Below are 16,492 nucleotides of genomic sequence, written 5' to 3'. Positions count from 1 at the left end.
ACGTTCTCCACCCGGCCGGACAGGGCGGCCAGGGGCGTCAGGTCCATCCAGCCGGTGACGGCGCCGGTGGCGGGGTTGATGCGGGCGATCAGGTTGGTCTGCCAGATGTTGGCCAGGACCTCACCCTTCACGAATTCCAGCTCATTCAGGTTCTGGATGGGATAGCCGTTGTCGGTGACGGTGACGCGGCCCGTTTCGGCCAGGGTTTCCGGGTCCAGGAAGCGCAACTCGGGCGTGCCGTCACTCATGATCAGGCGCCGGCCATCCTGGGTCAGGGCCCAGCCTTCGCCTTTGTAGCGGAAGTCCTTGCGCGGCTGGAAGTCGCCCAGGCCATAGACGAAGCCAATCTCGGTCCTATAGGTCAGCTGCACCAGCCGGTCTTTCCAGTTGACGATGCCCTCGCCAAAATACTGCGGTGGCAACTCCCGGCTTTGCACCACCTTGCCCGTGGCGAGATCCACCTTGCGCACTGTGGAGTGCCGTTCCAGGCCCGTGCTCTCGTATAGGAAGCCGTCCAGGTAGAAGAGGCCTTCCGTGAAGGCCTGGCTGTCGTGCGGATAGGTGTGGACGACCTCCACCCCATATTTTCGCGGCGTCTGCTGGGCATCGACCTGCTGGGCATGAACGGGCAGCGACGACAGGACGAAGGCGAGAATCAGGGCGCCTAGGCGGGCGAAGGGCATGGGGTGGGGCTCACGCGGGAAGAATAGGGAAGGGGCACGTCTTGATACGGGCCGGCGGTCACGACTCCGCCGCATGGTTGGGCGCCGTCGCCTCGGCCAGCGGGTCGGGCGGGTCCGCCGACGACGGCGTGTCACCTTCGCCCTGGGTTTCGGGCTTCAGGCCCTGGCCGTTGACCTCGACGCCCCATTCCTCCACCAGGGCCTGGCGCTCCTCATCCAGTTCGCGGATGCGGGCCTGGTCACGGGCGACGGACCAGCCGGCCACCAGGGGGGGAATGCCAAAGTACAGCAGCCAACCCACGCCGGCGGCGGAATACATGACCAGCCAGGTGACAGGCTGCACCAGCAGGCTGGATGCGTAGTCCATGGTATGCCCGTGCTGCCAGAGCTGGATGCAGAAGGGCATGACGCCACAGATGTTCAGGGCGCCCACGGTCACGGCCGCCGGCTTGTCCGGATCGCGGTCGACGATCCAGGCGACAATGGTCGGAACCATGCCGATGACCGTCAGCACCGACGTCGGCATGACCAGCGCGCCCAAGGGCAACAGCAGCACGGCGGCGGCCAACAGGCCGCCATAGCTGCGGCGTCGGGGGGGGGAGGAGGCGCTGTTCATGACACCACCCTGGCTCACTTCACGCCTGCCATCAAGGTAACGATCAGGGCCAGGCCCGCCAGGGAGATGCCGCTGGCCACCATGGCGGCGACGCGCTTCCCGCGGGAGGCCGCGACCTCGCTGCGGTCGCCCAGCGCCTCTTCGATCTTGTTGATGCGGGCCGTCAGACTCTCATGCTTGCGGATGGCGTCCTGGAAGCCATGGTGATCCTGGGTCAACGCCTTCGGATCGTCGACAATGCTCAGCAGGGCGTCCAGCACACCTTCGCGCGCCGCCTTCTGCGCCGCCGAGCGCACCTCCTCCCGCTTGCGCAGGTTGCGGAAGCGCTTGAACGATGGGTCCAGGATGCTGGTCATCCACTGGGCCAGGCCCGGCACCTTGGGCGGCCCGGCCCGGCGCTGGGTATCGGCCAGGATTGCCAGCACGCCAACCGGCCGACGCGCCGTCTCCGCCGCCAGCGTTGCCAGCAGGCGCTCGTTCAGCTTTGGATTGCGGGCGGCGATGAAGGCGGCGACATGCCGATCCATGGGATCGCGGCCGGAAGTGGCGCCGGGGCCGGCCGCGTCCAGCGCCGCCATCAGGTCACCCAACGTCAGGGGATAGTGATCGGCCACCGCCGGCCCCAGGCAGGGGGCGGCCTGGTTCAAGCCGTAGAGCGCGCGCTCTATGCCGAATCCGGGGCTGGTGTTCTCCAGAACGGCGCGCACGGCGTCGAACTGCTGGATCATCAGCACCTGCTCCGCCTTGTATTCCGTCTGTACGCTGATCCAGAAGGCGGGCAACTGTCCCACGATCATCTCGGCCAGGGCCTGCCCGCCCTCGCCGGTGGCCATGGCTTCCGCCAGCGCGGTGCCGAAGCCGTCGGGCATGATGGCGCGGCTCTTGTAGCGCAGGGGCCCAGGCGGATCGAGGGCGGTGCAGACACGGGCCACCAGCCGTTCCTCCACGTTGGAGGCGCGGCCGCCGGAGGTGGCGCTACGCACCGCGTTCATCACCGCGTCGGCCCGGGGCTCATCATTCAGGGAACGGCGCAGCCAGCGGTCCAACTCCCCCCGCTCGATCACCTGGGCGGCGGCGACGGGCGCCTTGGAAAAGGCCCAGGCGGCACCGCGCACGTGCCAAATCTCCTTGCCCTGGAACTCCATGGGCCGCGGGGCGCGTTTCGGCAGCTGGGCCTGCTTGGGGCTGAGGCGGCGGCCCTGCATCCACATGTCGAGATCGTTCAGGGTCCAGCGCTGGCGGGCGTCGTCGGTGATCAGGCCGCGCAGCGGCTCCACCAGCGACTGCGGGATGCGCATGCCGGAGGTCAGCGCCGTATAGCTGCCCTTGTCCATGCGGGTCTGCAGCAGCGTCTGCTCATCCATTCCCCGGCCCGGCAACCTGCCCAGGTAAAGGGTCAGCAAGGTGACCCCCAGGGCGTAGAGGTCGTCGGCGATGGTGCCATTGCCCCGGCCGGCGCGGTCAGCCAGCGCCCGGTCCAGCGGCTCGAACACCAGCGGCTGGGCATAGCCGGGCGGCAGGCTGACGCAATCGCCCAGCACCACGGCGGCGGCGGCGGATTCGCGGATGAACAGGTTGGTGGGGTTCAGGGCGCCGCAGCTGAGGCTGCGCTGGGCGATGTCGCGCAGCACGCCGGCCAGTTGCGGCAGCACCACGCGCACCAGGGCGTCGTCGGCGATACCCTCGATGACATCGTCCAGCCGTTCCATGATGCGGCGGCCGGACGGGCGCTCGAACACGCAGACGAAGCGGCGCCGATGCTCCGGCGTCCAGTCGACCACGCCCCAGTCCATGAGGTGCAGCAGATTGTTGTTGTCGATGGCGCGAAAGCTGCTCATGGCCTCGATGCGCGGGGGCACCGGCCGGTCGCAAACGACGGCAAACAACTCCGTCTTCTTTTCGCGCGTGCGGTGGCAGAGATAGGACCGGCCGCCCGGCATGTCGAAGGCGGGCAAAGGCGCGCTGGGCTGGATTTCCGCCCGCCCGCCCAGATCCACGGGGCCCAGGTCGGGAACCGGGAACTCTCTGTCTGCCGCCGCCATCGAAACCCCACCCGGGTCGCCCCAACCGGTCCCGCGCGCGGGGACCCCATGCTGGCGATCATGCCCGATGCGGGGGGGCGCGAACAAGACGGCCGGCCGGAATAGGCAATCGGATCAAGCCTATTGACCACACCGCCGCCTGGTCCTAGGCAGGGATGGCCTTCCCGGGCCAGTCAGCTATGTGCGCCCAACGGCGGCCGATTGCGGTGGATCAATCCGGACGCCCGGTGGCTGACGCATGATGCCTGACGCATACCGTCCGGCCGCAACATCGTTGGCTATACCGAATCGTTGACTGGCAAACATTGTTGCGCGGGCGGAAGGTGGCATTGATATTTGCTTCGAGGGTTGCGCAATTACCCTTGGCTTCACTTTTTTCGATGGGGCGTATTTCCGATGCTGTTACCTGGTGATGCCTCTTCCGGCGATGCGCCAGCCCTGCCGGGCCCGGCCTCCATCCCGGCGGAGCGTCGCTGGACGCCCTTGCTGCTGGTGGTGGGGCTGGCGGGCCTGTCGTTCACCGGCCTCTTCGCCGCCGGCCTGGGGCGGGAAAACGGTATGGGAATGCCCATGGTGGTGGCCCTGGGCGCCCTGGGCATGGTCGCCGGCCTGACGCTGGCGGCCCTGGTGCACGGCCGGGTGCGCCGGCATGAGATCATGCGCAGCCTGGTGCGGCAGCGCACGCGGGAACTGGAACAGGCGCGCATGCTGGCGGAGGAGCAGGCGGCCGTGCTGGCCGCGGCCAACCGCGACCTGCGGGTGGCCGCGCGCGTGATTGAGCACAGCATCGACGGCATCATGGTCACCGACGCCGACAACCACATCGTCCTGGTCAACCGCGCCTTCACCGACATTTCCGGCTACGCGCCCGAGGAGGTGCTGGGCAAGGACCCGCGGCTGCTGAACTCCGGCCGCCAGGGGCCGGAATACTACCGCGTCATGTGGCGGGCCCTGCGCGATGAAGGCAGTTGGACCGGTGAGATCTGGAACCGGCGCAAGGATGGGACCGTCTATCCGGAATGGCTGCGCATCACCCTGTTGCGGGATGAGGACGGGGCTATTTCCCACCACATTGCCGTCTTCAGCGACCTGACCGCCAAGAAGGAGGCGGAGGAGCGCACCCGCCACCTGGCGTTCCACGATCCGCTGACCGGGCTCGCCAACCGCGCCCTGCTGATCGGCCGCGTGCGCCTGGCCCTGTCCGCCAGCCGGCGCACGGGCGAGGCGATGGCCCTGCTATTGTTGGATCTGGACCATTTCAAACTGCTGAACGACACCCGCGGCCATCCCGTGGGCGATGCCGCCATCATCGCGGCGGGGGAACGCATCCGCCGCACCGTGCGCCCGGGCGACACCGTCGCGCGCCTGGGTGGGGACGAATTCGCCGTCGTCCTCAGCGGCGCCTCGCTGGGCGGGGCCGACGGGCGGGACGGCGCCCGGGCCATGGTGGCGCAGGTCGCCGGGCGCCTGGTGGCCGCCTTCCAGCAACCCCTGATGCTGGAAGGGGGCAACGGCGCGGTGGGGGAGGTGCGCCTGGCCTGCTCCGTGGGCGTGGCCGTGGCGCCCGGTGACGGCGACACCTGGGAGACGTTGCTGCGCCACGCCGACGTGGCGTTGTATGCCGCCAAGCACGCCGGTCGCGATCGCTACCACTTCTTCACGCCGGAGATCGGGGACCGGGTGCGCGACCGCACCTGGATCGAGGAGGGGCTGCGCGTCTCGCTGGGCGGCGATGGCGTGGTGGAGGGCTTCACCCTGGCCTACCAGCCGCAATACCGCCCCGCCGCCACCGGCACCACCGGTACCATGATGGGGGCCGAGGCGCTGGTGCGCTGGAACCATCCGGAGGATTTGAGCCCCGTCTCCCCGGCCCGCTTCATCCCGGTGGCGGAGGAAACGGGCCTGATCGTGCCCTTGGGCGACTGGGTGTTCCGCACCGCTTGCCGCACCGCGCGCAAGGTGCGGGAACGCGGGATCACGGGCTTCAAGATGGCGGTCAATCTGTCGGCCGTGCAACTGCGCGACAAGGGCTGCGGCGACCGCCTGCTGCAGATCCTGGTGGAGGAGGGGTGCAACCCCGCCGACATCGCGCTGGAGATCACGGAAAGCGCGCTGATGGGCGATGCCGAGGGCAACCTGCAGGCCGTGCATGAACTGCGCGCCAGCGGTTTCCGCTTCGCCATCGACGATTTCGGCACCGGCTATTCTTCGCTGGCTTATCTGCGCAAATTCGCCGCCGCCTATGTGAAGATCGACAAGTCCTTCGTCGACGGCCTGCCCGACGACGACGCCAGCCGCCAGATCGTGGCCGCCGTCATCGCCATGGCCCACCACCTGGGGCTGGAGACCATCGCGGAAGGCATCGAGACCGAGGCGCAGTTGAACTGCCTGCGCGAACTGGGCTGCGACATCATCCAGGGCTACCTGTTGGGCCGCCCCATGCCGGAGGCGCAGTTGATGGCGCTGCTGGAGCCAGCGACGGTGAGCGCCTAGTTGCCCAGGTCCACGCCGGCCTTCCAGTCCGTCGTCGCCTTGTAGATGCCCAGGCGCTTCATCTCGTTGGTGAAGCTGTCCCAGCGGGCGGCGGTCATGCGGCCGACGCTGTCGGAAGCGGCGGGCGTGCCCTCCACGATGCCGTTGTCCACCAGGCTCGTGCGGGCATAAGCCAGCGTCTCGACGTCCATGTCGGGGTTGGCCTTGCGGATCAGGGCGTCCGCCGCGGCGGCGTCGCCGTGCAGATAGTGGCGCCAGCCTTCCGCCGTGGCGGCGACGAAGGCCTTCACCGCCGCCGGGTGCTGGTCGATGTAGGCCTGGTTGAACATCACCAGCCCGCTGTAGCCGTCATAGCCCAGGTCGGCCAGCAGAAAGACCCTCACGTCGGCGCCGGTCTTCCTGGCCGTGTAGGGCTCGCTGGTCACATAGCCCTGCACGCCGGCGGACGGGGTGGTGAGGAAGGGGGCGATGTTGCCGGCGTAGCGGCGGATCTGGCTGTCCTGGAAGGGGTATTTGCTTTTCAGCCAGCGCCACAGGGTGTTGATGCTGGGGTCGCCCAGGAAGATGGGGCGGCCCTTCAGATCCGCCAGGCTGTTGGTGTTCTGGGCGTGAGCCATCAGGATGGTGGGGTCCTTCTGGAACATGGACGCCACCGCCTTCACCTTGGCGCCCGCCTCCACCAGGTTCAGCACGTAGAAGGCGTTGGAACCGATGGTGCCATCGATCTTGCCCGCGGCCAGCATCTGCTGTGCGCTCATCCCCGGGCCGCCGGGCACTATGGTCACGTCCAGGCCAGCCTTCTGGTACAGGCCCTCGGCCACCGCCTGGAAATAGCCGCCATGCTCGGCCTCCGCCTGCCAGTCCAGCATGAACACCAGCTTCTCCGCCGCGCGGGCCGGCTGGCTCAAGGCGGGCAAGGCCGTCAGGGTGGCCAACGCCAGGCCGGCCTGCAGGAGGGCGCGGCGGACGGGACGGACAGGCATCGGGTGTTTCCCCATTCCATGGAACTGGTTAGCGCGTCATGCGGCGGAGCATAGCGAGTGTACCAGGGCGACGGAAGCACCGGCTGGCCGATGGCGCGCGCCAATCCGGATTTGCGCCTTGCGGGTGGGGAGGGGGCGTCTGTAAGACTCAAGGAAACCGCCGTTCGTGATCCCGTGGAAAGCCCCGCCTTGCCCCAGTCGTCGCCCAACCATTCCCGTCCCTTGTCGGTCGCCGCCCTGGCGGGGGAGCGCCGCTGGCTGCTGGTGACGGGTGGGGGCAAGCGCCTGGGCCGCCTGATCGCGCTGACGGCCGCAGGAAGCGGCTGGGACGTGGTCCTGCACTACCATGCGTCGGTGGAGGCGGCCGTGGCGACAGCGGAGGAGATTCGCGGGCTGGGTCGCCAGGTGATCACGGTGCAGGCGGACCTCGCCGATCCCGCCCAGGTGGAAACGCTGCTGGCCCGGGCTGCCGCCGCGGCCGGTCAGCCGTTGGAGGGGCTTGTCAACTCCGCTTCCCTTTTCGACTGGGATGACGCCGCCAGCCTGACGGCGGCGGGTTTTCAGGCCCACCAGACGGTCAACACCCTGGCGCCCGTGCTGCTGACCCGCGCCCTGCACCAGGGGCTGGCGCCGGCACAGCGCGGGGCGGTGGTGAATATCCTGGATTTCAAGCTGGCCAATCCCAACCCGGACCATCTGTCCTACACCCTGTCCAAGTACGCCCTGGCCGGCGCCTCGCGTGTGCTGGCCCGCGCCTTGGCCCCGCTGGTGCGGGTCAACACCGTGTCCCCTGGCTACGTGCTGCCTGCGCCGGGGCAGGATGAGGCGGAGTTCCGGCGCCTGAGCCGCCGCAACCCGCTGGACCGCGATCCAGACCCGCGGCAGGTGGCTGACGCCGTGGTGTTCCTGTTGAACCACGACACCATCACCGACCAGGATATCGCGGTGGATTGCGGCCTGCATTTCCTGACGCTGGACCGGGACGTGGGCCTGGCCTGAACCTATTTCTCGGCGTAGACGATGACCCTGGAACCGCGCTGGAACTGTTCATAGTCCTCTGGGCCGGCCTCCAGCACCTGGATTTTGCTGAAGCCGAAGGCCCGCAATAGGAAGAGCAGGGTATTCACCGATGGAACCAGGGCGATGTCGGTCGAGCCGCCCTCCCGTCCGGTCGAATAGTCGGCGGCGACGCCAAAGATGCCGTGGATATCCCGCTGCCAGCGATAGTGACCGTCTTCCATCTTGCCGCCGATGTCATACGGCATGACCTGGGTTTCGATCAGCATGTGCTTGCGGCACATGGCCGAGGCCACCCGCAGGACATGGACAGGGTTTTCCAGATGGTACATCAGGCCATACAGCAGGATGAAATCCGCGACGGGCATGTCCTCCGGCTGGGCCTTCTGCAGGTCGGCCTGCTGATAGTGGACATTGTTGACGGACAGCACCTCCACCATCGACCGTGCGGCGGCGATGCTCTCCTCTTTGAACTCGATGCCCAGGACGCTTTGGAAATGCTTGCCCAGTTCTACCGAGTAATAGCCCTCGTGTGATGCCAGATCGATGGCCGTCAGCTGCGCCGGCGTGCCGACATGGTCGCGGATGACTTGACGCAGCTTGTCCAGCCGGGTGGTGTGAATGGGCAGCACCTCGGCGGGAATGTTCGTGCGCGTCCTGGTTCCGTCCGGCAGGTCGAATTCGTAGAACCAGACCCTGTCCTTGACAGCTTGAAGAGTGGTCGCGGGCATTTCAAGGGACAGGGGCATGGCCGGAGGCTCCAGGCAGGTCGCGGGTGATGACGAACCGGTGTGATAATCAGGCGGGACAGCCAACGCGGCGGCCGCCAGGAAACCGGGGATATCCCCGCTCATGAGGCGGGGAACCAGTCGATACACCGTTTCATCGGGCCAGTTCCACCAGGCGACCCGCAACAACTGCGCCACGATCGGCGGATCGAAACGGGTGTTGATCACCCGTGCGGGATTGCCGGCGACAACGGCATAGGGGGGAACGTCCCGGGTCACCATCGCCCGCGCGCCCACCACCGCGCCATCGCCGATGGTGACGCCGGACAGGATGACACAGCCATCCCCCAGCCAAACATCGTTGCCGATCGTCACGTCCCCTCTGGTCGCCGGGTGTCCATCAAGCCCGGCGGCGGTATCCCAGCCCTGCAGGGAATTGAAGGGATAGGTGGTGACCCAGTCCGGGCGATGGTTGCCGCCCAGGAAAATGGTGACGCCGTCGGCAATGGAGCAGTAACGGCCTATGCTTAGCCGCGCCCTTTCCCCCCACCAGCGGACAAGTGGATGCCCATAGGTGTGCCCACCCACTTGGGAACCCGATTCTTGAAGAAAATCCGCAAGCAGGTCGCGCGTATAAAGCATCTGATACTTGCTCCGTCACCGCAGGGCGGACATACGGTAGCAGTTAGACGATTGTCAATCCGAAGGGAGGTCGCAGGCCAGGCAAATGCCCGAGGTCTCCCCACCGGAGGGGCGAAGCGGTCGCGACAGGGAAATGGAAAGTTGGGAACGGATGGTGGGCGCGGTAGGGATTGAACCTACGACCCCCGCCGTGTGAAGGCGATGCTCTCCCGCTGAGCTACGCGCCCATCCGTCCGGGCAATGCCAGCCTATGCTGGCGGCAACATGATCTAAGATATTGATCACGTTGGTTTCAACGGATGGTGGGCGCGGTAGGGATTGAACCTACGACCCCCGCCGTGTGAAGGCGATGCTCTCCCGCTGAGCTACGCGCCCATCCGTCGTGGGGGCGGTTTGTAGAGGGGCGGGCCGCCGGTGTCAATATGCTTGTTCGGGCGGGATGATAAATCCATTCTGGGGCCGGCTTTTTGGTGGTTGGCCTTCGATGGTCTGGAAGAAGGGGTGAGTATGCGCGTCGCCTTGTGCCTGAGCGGCCAGCCGCGAACCTGGCGTCACTGCGTCGACAGCCTGCACCGTTTCTTGGCGGGGCACGAGGTCACCACCTTCCTGCATGTGTGGGACGAGGTGGATGACGCGGAACTGGCGGAGATGCTGGCGGCCTATCGCCCGGCCGCCCACCTGGTGACGGCGCGCCCGGCCTTCGCCGACGAGAAGCGCCGCATGGCGGAGCGGTGGAACTATCGCCCGCCCTTTTCCATCTTCGACATGTTCCATGCGGTCCAACTCAGCCTGAACCTGGCGTTGGGCCACAAGGGGCCGGACGGGCGCGCCGCCCCTTTCGACGCCATCGCGCGCGTGCGCTATGACAGCCGCTTCGACCAGGCGCTGCCCGATGACTGGTTCCGCACCCCGGGGCTGATCACGCCGGACAGCTGGACGCCGCCAGAAGGCTACAATGACCAGTTCGCCTTTGGCCGGCCGGCCTTCATGCGCCTCTACGGCGCCTTCAGCACCTGGCTGCCACGCGGCATGGAGAGCCACACCCGTTCCGTCTTCCAGCCCGAAATCGTCCTGCGCCAATACCTGGACCGGGTGGCCATGATCCCGGTTAAGCCGTCCCCCTTGCGCATCACCCTGCTCCGGGAGGGGCAGGAGGATTTGCCCTTCGAGAAGCTGACCGACCTGCCCATGGTGCATGCCCGCAAGGCCGCCGCGTGGAAGCGCTATGCCACGGAGAGCCTGCCGGCCGACCTGACGGGAAAGCTGGACTTCTCCCACTATGCCGAGGCCCCCCTGGCCGTGGATCAGCAACTGTCGGACCTGCTGGACCCCATGGACCCGGCCGCCCGTGAGGCCCTGCTGCACGCCCCTTGGGCGCAGCGCATCCTGGCCGTGGACGCCTTCCTGGCCACCCAGGTGTCGCAGCGCGCCGGCAACGGCACGCTGACGGGGGAGGAGTATGAGCGGCTGCGCCTGTTGTGCGCCGGGCTGATCTACCGCATGCCGCTGGAGGACATGATGGGGCCGGACGGAGCCATCCTGCACGCCCTGTCCTGCAACGAGGTGGACGCGACCAAGGCCGCCGAATGGCTGCGGATCATGGGGCAGCCGGGACAGGACATGCTGCGGCAGCGGCTGAACAGGCTGACCATCCTGGCGACAGCCATGGCGCACGCCGACCCCTTCCGCCAGAGCTTCCGCATCGGCTGGCGGCTGAATTAGCGTATTCAGTCCTGCGGCGGCTTCGGTCGCGGCCCACGGCGGCGCGATCTGAAATCCCGTGCCCTCATGCCACCGGCTCCAGCGCGCGCAGGGCCGCCAGGGCGTCCGGCGTGTCCACGTCCAGATGCACGCCGTCGTCCGCCGGAACCTCAACCACCCGGCCGGCATGGGTGGCCAGCAGACTCCGGGCGCCCTGGTCGCCGGTGATGGATCGCATCGCCGGCAGAAGGTCGGTCGGCCACAGCACCGGGTTGCCGCGCCGCCCGTCCGAAACCGGCACGACGATGGCGCCGCCCCCCATGGCGAAGCGGGCCAGCAGCCGGCGGTGGATGTCGGCCGTCACCCGGGGCATGTCGCCCAGGCACACCAGGACGCCAGCGCAGTCCGTCGGCACGCCGGCCAGCCCGGCCTTGAGGGACGCGCTGAGGCCCTGGGCATGGTCGGTGGCCTCGACGAAGCCCACGTCCAGGCCGTCCAACGCCGCCCGCACCTGGGCTGCCTGGTGGCCCAGCACGACGGTGACATTGCCCGGGTTGGCCGTCAGGGCCGCCGCCACCGCGTGGCGCACCAGCGGCTGGCCGGCATAAGGGGCCAGCAGCTTGTTGGTCCCCATGCGCCGGGCGGAACCCGCCGCCAGCACCAGGGTGGCGACGGGCGCGGCCTCGGCGGCCGGGGACAGGCTGCGGGCGCGGGGCATGGGCCGGGTGGGGATGTCGGTCAGCAGGCCGCCCACGCCCATGCCCATGATGTCGTTCGGCGTGACCGCCACGCCGGCGGCAACGCGCTGCAGAATCCAGTCGAAACCGTTGACCCGGGGCGACCGGGCGCAGCCCGGCAGGCCCAGGATGGGCACCTCCCCAAAACGGGCCAGCAGCATCAGGTTGCCAGGGTCCACCGGCATGCCGAAGTGCAGCACCCGCCCGCCCATGCGCTCGATGCCGCTGGGCAGGACGTCGCGGCGATCGGTGATGGCCGACGCGCCGATGACCAGCAGCAGGTCCAGGCCCAGCCGCGACAGTTCCTCCAGCGCGCCGGCCACCGCGGCGGCATCATGGGCGGTGCGCCGCTCCGCCACCAGGCCGCCGCCCACCGCGCCCAGGCGCGCGGCGGTGACACTGGCGGTCTTGTCCAGGGTGGCGGTCTTCAGGCCGGGCAGGCGGGTCTGCACCAGGCCGGCCCGGATTCCGCGCCAGGGTGCCAGGCGCAGCGCCGGCCCGTCGCCCTTCATGGCCTCCTCCACCCGTGCAGCTAGTTCCTCGGGAATGGCGAAGGGGATGATCTTGATGGTCGCGGCCATCGCGCCGCCGTCCAACGGCGCGTAAGGCGCGCACGTGGCCACTGTCACCGCCTCGTCCACCTGGTTCAGGCGGTTGAGGCGCGCGGTGTCGGCCAGCAGCAGGCCGGGGCCGGCCGCCATAAGGTTCACGCGGCCGGTGGTGGCGCGCGTTAGGACCAGGCCGGGCCCGGCGACCGCCCGCGCCACGCGGGTGGCAGCCGCATCCTCCCCCACGTCGCCCGGCTCCAGCCGGACGGCCACCACCTCGGCCACACCGCCGGCGGCGAGGGCGGCCAGATCGGCGGCGTTGAGCCGGCGGCCCTTGGGATAGCGCAGGGCGCCCGCCTTCACGCTGTGGGCCAGCACGGCCCCTTCGGCGTCGGCGACGGGCAGGGGGCCGAAGCGCATGGCGGTCAGTGTCCCTGGCAGGCGCGCTGGGCCTTGGCGCCGCGCAACGCCAGCGTCACCTGCGCCAGGATGGACACGGCGATTTCCGCAGGCGTCAGGGCGCCGATGTCCAGGCCCACGGGGCCGTGGATGCGTTCCAGCGCCGTGGGGCCGAAGTCCGCCATCCGCTCCAGCCGGCGCTGATGGGTCTTGCGGCTGCCCAGGGCGCCGATGAAGAAGGCATCGCTTTCCAGGGCGGCGCGCAGGCCCGGCTCATCCAGCTTGGCGTCGTGGGTCAGGGTGACGACGGCGGTGCGCCGGTCGGGCGCCAGGGCCGCCACGGCGTCGTCCGGCCATTCCCGCACCAGCGTGACGCCGTCGCCGGCGGGGAAGCGCGCGGCGCTGGCGAAGGCGGCGCGCGGGTCCACCACCGTCACGTCATATCCGGCCAGCCGCGCCATGGGCGTGAGCGCTTGGGCGATGTGCACGGCCCCCACCAGGATCAGACGCAAGGGCGGGTTCCATACCTGCGCGAACCATTCCCCGCCGGTATCCTCATCGGTGAGGAGGGCCGACCGGTCCTGGGCTAGGGTGTCCAGCACCTGGGCGCGGATGGCCTCCGGCAGGGCGGTTTCCCCCTGCTGCCGCTCGGCGTCCACCAGGGTCTGCTGGCCGGTGGCGAGATCCGTCACCAGGGCGGCGGGCCGCTTGGCATCGGCCGACGCCAGCAGGGCCGACAGCAGACGTCGCCGCGAGGCGCCGTGGCCGGGTCCCATGGGCGCCACATAAATGCGCACGGTGCCGCCGCAGGCCAGCCCCACCTCCCACGCGCGTTCATCCGGGACGCCGAAGGTGAGCAATCGCGGTTCCCCATCTTCCAGTGCCCGCAACGCCTCCTCCACCACCGCCCCCTCGACGCAGCCGCCGGAGACGGAGCCGATCATGGCGCCGGTGGCGTCCACCGCCAGCTTGCTGCCCACCGGCCGGGGGGAAGAGCCCCAGGTGGCGATGACGGTGGCGATGGCCGCCACCTGTCCCTGGGCCAGCCAGCCCTCCACCGTGCGCAGGATGGACAGGTCATCGACCGGCGCGCTTGGGGCGCTGCTGGTCCGATCGGGGGCGGTAGGCGGGACGGAAGGATCGATGGTCATGGATACCCGACGCTATTGGCACGGGCGGACGGCAGCGTGCCTGCCCGACCCTACCCAGATAAGGGACCGGCCGCCGGATTGCCAGCCCGCTCCGGTCCGCTCAGCGGATCAGCACGATCAGCAACAGCAGGATGAGAACCAGGATGGGGATCCAGATCATGGGCCGCAAGCCGGGGTGGCCGGGCTGCCCGGCCGCCACCGACGGCGCCACGGCGGGCGCCGGCGCCCCGTCCGGCACCGGTTCCGGCGGCAGGGAGATGCCGGCGGAGCCCAGGGCCTCGGCCTCCGTCGGCCGCACCTGGTGCTCGACGGCCCGGGCCTGTGCCTCGGCGTCCTCGGCGCTGACCGGGCCGGGTGCCGCTTCTTCCCGCTGGTCGTGGGCGGCGCTTTCCTGCGCCGCCATGATCAGGGTCGGGGCCACGGCCTCCGTCAGGGGGGAAACCTCCACCAGCGGAATGGCTTCGGCGGGGACGAGCCCGTCCGCCGCGGCCGGGGCATTTTCCGCCGGCTTCGCCGCTTTGGGCTTGCGGGTGCGCTTGGGCTTGCCCCCGGCGGCCGGCGGGTCAACGGGCACCACCTCGGCGATGGCGGCGGCGTCCACGGCCGGCTCAGCCAGGGCGACATCGGCCACCAGCGCGGCGTTCGCGGCGCCAGCCGTGCCCAGCAGGGCGGCCAGGTGGGCGAAGAAGCCGCGCGTGTCCTCCTCCGCGCCGTCATCGATGGTGGCGGCGAAGGTCAGCCGGGTCAGGCCGTCGCCGGCGTCATCCAGGCGAACGCGGGCCTGCTGACCATCGCCGTGAAGGACGCAGGCGTTCGGCGGATCCAGGTCGGACAGGCTGATGGCGCCCTCATACCCCGCCGGCACACTCTGGCGCAGCACGTCGGCGTCGTTCAGCGCGGCCCACACCTGGTCTTGCGGGGCCGCGATCAAGTATTCGCCGGTAATGTCCATCCTGGACGTCCTTTAAAGCCGTTTCCCGCGACCGTACCGGGCCGGCCCCTTGGCGGCAAGCATCCGTCCGGCCTATCGCCAGGCCCCTGACAGGAAACGGCTATCGCCCCCGTCTCGGTGAGGGTGCCCGGGGTCCGGCGGCGCTGGCTCACTTGGTCGACTGTCAGGAAACCTCCAACGCCACGCATGTTTCCCAAAAAACGATGGCGGTCGTTTACTGCCCAGCCATCCGGCACGGCGTGGAGCACCCAATGGACATAGATTGATGTTGATCCTTTGGCTGAGGAAGGCGTCCGGCGACTATTCCAAATCCGATGGCGATGTCTGACCAAGGTCAGTATCCCCATGCCGGCTATTGACCAATTTCCGCCAAATTTAACAGCGTCTATTGGTGGGGGAGCGGCGTTCTCTTGTCGCCGCGCCCGATTCGCTGTACGGTGTAGCCATCATGATCATCGCGCCCATACCGGTTCCCGACCTCACGTCCGCGCAGCCGCCGGCTGCGACGCTGCATGTTGACAAGGTGGGCGCGGTGCAGGACCGGGAGGAACGGCGGCGGGATCGCCGGCGGCGCCAGAACCCGGATCAGGCGGAGGAGGGGCGGCGGCATGGCCGCTCCCTGTTCGATGACATCGTGGATGAGGCCGACCCCAGCGGCAGCCTGGATCCGGACCATGAGGAGCGGCTGCGCCACAACCTGCGCGGCTTGGTGCGCAGTGGGACCAAGATTCCTGCGCCGGTGGCTGGCCAGGAACTGGCCCATGTTGTCGACCAGTTGGCGCCACAGCACGCCCATCTCAGCGATGCCGAACGGCTGGAGAATGCCCGCTTGGCCGACGCACTGCGCCAGTGCCTGGCGGTGCACAGCGACGGTGCCCGCAAGATCTCCACATATCTGCAGGCCCTGCTGGCCCAGAACGGTGAAATCCACCACGTGGAGCTCACCGTCTGACACCCCGTCAGGTCGGCACGACCGATTGGAGGGAGGGGCGCATCGGAGTTCAAAGGGGTCGCGCGAAGCGACAGCCCGTCCGATATCAATCCATCAGTATATCTATTCCAAGGCACAGGTCGCGACCAACATACCTCTGTAGTCCCGTAGGGACGGCCGGGCACCCGCCATGGCCGGCGGGGTGGGGGAGAAGCCTGGTGTCAGGTCTGTTGAAGTCGGTACGCATCGCCGTCCTTTTGAATGCCGTGTTCGGCATCCTGTTGACGGTCCTGGTCGTGGTGCTCGGCGTCGCCACGGAGCGCGCCTATGCCGACTATCGCCGGGCGGCCCGGACGGCCCGTATGGGGGATGCGGTCGGCGATGTTTTCCGCGCCCTGCAGAACACCCGGCTTGAGCGCGGCGCGTTCAAGCGCATGATTCCGGAAAAGACGGTGGCGACCCCCGCCGGCCTGGCCGAGGTGGCGATGCTGCGGGCCAAGTCCAACCCGGCCATGGACCAGGTGCTGGCGGCATGTGCCGAGTTGGACTGCGGCACCGGGGCCGGCGTGGCCGACCTGACGGCCGCGCGCCAGGCCCTGAACGATGTACGCGCCGCCGCCGACAAGGCGGTGACGCTGCCGCTGGACCAGCGCCCGGCTGACCTGTTCAAGACCTGGAACGCGGCCGCCGACGGCCTGGTCGCCAAACTGGAAGCCGTGGGCACCACCCTGGGCGCCCGCATCAGCCATGAAAGCCCGGCCTTCGCCAGCCTGATCGCGCTGAAGGACGCCTCGTACGTGACGCGCGATGCTGCGGGCCTGGAACGCAACATCCTGATGTTCGCGCTGCAAGGCCAGCCGTACACCCCG

General features: G+C 68.8%; 13 protein-coding genes and 2 tRNA genes. 5 read left to right on the top strand and 10 right to left on the bottom strand.

Annotated elements, in window-relative coordinates:
• The 3 genes from I55_RS10810 to I55_RS10800 all read right to left on the bottom strand — a co-directional run.
• On the bottom strand, positions 1–683 hold a 683-nt coding region (locus I55_RS10810; RefSeq protein WP_049974015.1), incomplete at its 3' end, for a glutaminyl-peptide cyclotransferase.
• A 58-nt stretch (positions 684–741) separates the two neighbouring features.
• Positions 742–1,299: a hypothetical protein gene (locus I55_RS10805; RefSeq protein WP_044560553.1), complete on the bottom strand. Its 558-nt coding sequence runs from the start codon at positions 1,297–1,299 to the stop codon at positions 742–744.
• Between the two features lie 14 nt (positions 1,300–1,313).
• Positions 1,314–3,341 carry a serine/threonine protein kinase gene (locus tag I55_RS10800; RefSeq protein ID WP_044560552.1) on the bottom strand — a complete coding sequence of 676 codons (2,028 nt, stop codon included), beginning with the start codon at positions 3,339–3,341 and terminating at the stop codon, positions 1,314–1,316.
• A 396-nt stretch (positions 3,342–3,737) separates the two neighbouring features.
• Here I55_RS10800 and I55_RS10795 point away from each other — a divergent pair, with 396 nt between their 5' ends.
• On the top strand, positions 3,738–5,834 hold the full coding sequence (locus I55_RS10795) for a bifunctional diguanylate cyclase/phosphodiesterase (protein WP_049974014.1): 2,097 nt from the start codon (positions 3,738–3,740) through the stop codon (positions 5,832–5,834).
• On the opposite strand, the gene I55_RS10790 is transcribed toward I55_RS10795, so the two are convergent.
• On the bottom strand, positions 5,831–6,817 hold the full coding sequence (locus tag I55_RS10790) for an ABC transporter substrate-binding protein (protein ID WP_044560551.1): 987 nt from the start codon (positions 6,815–6,817) through the stop codon (positions 5,831–5,833). The genes I55_RS10795 and I55_RS10790 overlap by 4 nt on opposite strands.
• A gap of 189 nt (positions 6,818–7,006) precedes the next feature.
• On the opposite strand from I55_RS10790, the gene I55_RS10785 reads away from it, so the two are divergent.
• Positions 7,007–7,816: an SDR family oxidoreductase gene (locus tag I55_RS10785; protein ID WP_159107161.1), complete on the top strand. Its 810-nt coding sequence runs from the start codon at positions 7,007–7,009 to the stop codon at positions 7,814–7,816.
• Positions 7,817–7,818: 2 nt separating this feature from the next.
• On the opposite strand, the gene I55_RS38995 is transcribed toward I55_RS10785, so the two are convergent.
• The 3 genes from I55_RS38995 to I55_RS10770 all read right to left on the bottom strand — a co-directional run bounded on the left by I55_RS38995 (position 7,819) and on the right by I55_RS10770 (position 9,579).
• Positions 7,819–9,150 (bottom strand): methyltransferase domain-containing protein, encoded by a 1,332-nt coding sequence (locus I55_RS38995; RefSeq protein WP_286364297.1) that lies wholly within the window; start codon positions 9,148–9,150, stop codon positions 7,819–7,821.
• Positions 9,151–9,356: 206 nt separating this feature from the next.
• Positions 9,357–9,431, bottom strand: a tRNA-Val gene (locus tag I55_RS10775).
• A gap of 73 nt (positions 9,432–9,504) precedes the next feature.
• Positions 9,505–9,579 (bottom strand) — tRNA-Val (locus I55_RS10770).
• A gap of 126 nt (positions 9,580–9,705) precedes the next feature.
• Between I55_RS10770 and I55_RS10765 the strand changes: the two genes are divergently transcribed.
• On the top strand, positions 9,706–10,926 hold the full coding sequence (locus tag I55_RS10765) for a hypothetical protein (RefSeq protein WP_148293672.1): 1,221 nt from the start codon (positions 9,706–9,708) through the stop codon (positions 10,924–10,926).
• Positions 10,927–10,990: 64 nt separating this feature from the next.
• Here the strand turns inward: I55_RS10765 and I55_RS10760 are convergent, their stop codons facing one another.
• The 3 genes from I55_RS10760 to I55_RS10750 all read right to left on the bottom strand — a co-directional run bounded on the left by I55_RS10760 (position 10,991) and on the right by I55_RS10750 (position 14,692).
• Positions 10,991–12,610 carry an NTP transferase domain-containing protein gene (locus I55_RS10760; protein ID WP_044560549.1) on the bottom strand — a complete coding sequence of 540 codons (1,620 nt, stop codon included), beginning with the start codon at positions 12,608–12,610 and terminating at the stop codon, positions 10,991–10,993.
• Between the two features lie 5 nt (positions 12,611–12,615).
• Positions 12,616–13,740: an XdhC family protein gene (locus I55_RS10755; protein ID WP_083901010.1), complete on the bottom strand. Its 1,125-nt coding sequence runs from the start codon at positions 13,738–13,740 to the stop codon at positions 12,616–12,618.
• A gap of 100 nt (positions 13,741–13,840) precedes the next feature.
• Positions 13,841–14,692 (bottom strand): CoxG family protein, encoded by an 852-nt coding sequence (locus I55_RS10750; RefSeq protein ID WP_044560548.1) that lies wholly within the window; start codon positions 14,690–14,692, stop codon positions 13,841–13,843.
• 448 nt (positions 14,693–15,140) lie between these two features.
• On the opposite strand from I55_RS10750, the gene I55_RS10745 reads away from it, so the two are divergent.
• Positions 15,141–15,644: a hypothetical protein gene (locus tag I55_RS10745; RefSeq protein ID WP_044560547.1), complete on the top strand. Its 504-nt coding sequence runs from the start codon at positions 15,141–15,143 to the stop codon at positions 15,642–15,644.
• Positions 15,645–15,841: 197 nt separating this feature from the next.
• A partial coding sequence (locus I55_RS10740; RefSeq protein ID WP_148293671.1) for a hypothetical protein occupies positions 15,842–16,492 on the top strand: 651 nt, incomplete at its 3' end.

Origin of the sequence: Azospirillum sp. B4 (assembly GCF_000333275.1) — a bacterium.
Taxonomy (GTDB): Bacteria; Pseudomonadota; Alphaproteobacteria; order Azospirillales; family Azospirillaceae; genus Nitrospirillum.
This window is presented reverse-complemented; position numbering and strand designations above follow the sequence as displayed.

What these genes read in the sequence shown, in the direction of transcription:
- I55_RS10805 (WP_044560553.1), bottom strand. Translation starts at nt 1,299, where the DNA reads ATGAACAGCGCCTCCTCCCCCCCCCGACGCCGCAGCTATGGCGGCCTG.
- I55_RS10800 (WP_044560552.1), bottom strand. Translation starts at nt 3,341, where the DNA reads ATGGCGGCGGCAGACAGAGAGTTCCCGGTTCCCGACCTGGGCCCCGTG.
- I55_RS10795 (WP_049974014.1), top strand. Translation starts at nt 3,738, where the DNA reads ATGCTGTTACCTGGTGATGCCTCTTCCGGCGATGCGCCAGCCCTGCCG.
- I55_RS10790 (WP_044560551.1), bottom strand. Translation starts at nt 6,817, where the DNA reads ATGCCTGTCCGTCCCGTCCGCCGCGCCCTCCTGCAGGCCGGCCTGGCG.
- I55_RS10760 (WP_044560549.1), bottom strand. Translation starts at nt 12,610, where the DNA reads ATGCGCTTCGGCCCCCTGCCCGTCGCCGACGCCGAAGGGGCCGTGCTG.
- I55_RS10755 (WP_083901010.1), bottom strand. Translation starts at nt 13,740, where the DNA reads ATGACCATCGATCCTTCCGTCCCGCCTACCGCCCCCGATCGGACCAGC.
- I55_RS10750 (WP_044560548.1), bottom strand. Translation starts at nt 14,692, where the DNA reads ATGGACATTACCGGCGAATACTTGATCGCGGCCCCGCAAGACCAGGTG.
- I55_RS10745 (WP_044560547.1), top strand. Translation starts at nt 15,141, where the DNA reads ATGATCATCGCGCCCATACCGGTTCCCGACCTCACGTCCGCGCAGCCG.